The sequence below is a fragment of the Pseudomonas sp. SIMBA_067 genome, from assembly GCF_046534675.1.
Lineage (GTDB): Bacteria > Pseudomonadota > Gammaproteobacteria > Pseudomonadales > Pseudomonadaceae > Aquipseudomonas > Aquipseudomonas putida.
On the sequence record NZ_JAWRYH010000641.1, the window covers coordinates 1 to 263 of the forward strand.

A 263-nucleotide genomic window follows, 5' to 3' on the forward strand; every position below is an offset into this window, starting at 1 on the left:
GAGGTATTGGCGGTGACCTGGCTGCCGAAGCCGCCAGTGGCCATGTTGAGGAAGATTTGCCCGCCGGCCTGGCCGAGGTCGATTGCCCGAGGTGGCACGTCCAGCAGTGCCAGTGCCTGTGCAGGCTCCAGCGGCACGCCGGCGGCGCGGGCAAAGTCGTTGGCGGTGCCCAGGGGCATCAGGACCAGGCTGGCGTCGGTCTTGGCCCGGGCCATGGCTTCGGCGACGTCACGCAGCGTACCGTCGCCGCCGCCGGCGATGAT

At 70.3% G+C, this 263-nt stretch carries 1 protein-coding gene; it reads right to left on the reverse strand.

Going from position 1 to position 263, the window contains the following annotated elements:
* Positions 1 to 263: diacylglycerol kinase family protein (locus SB765_RS30680; RefSeq protein ID WP_410932625.1), on the reverse strand; the 263-nt coding region annotated here is incomplete at both ends.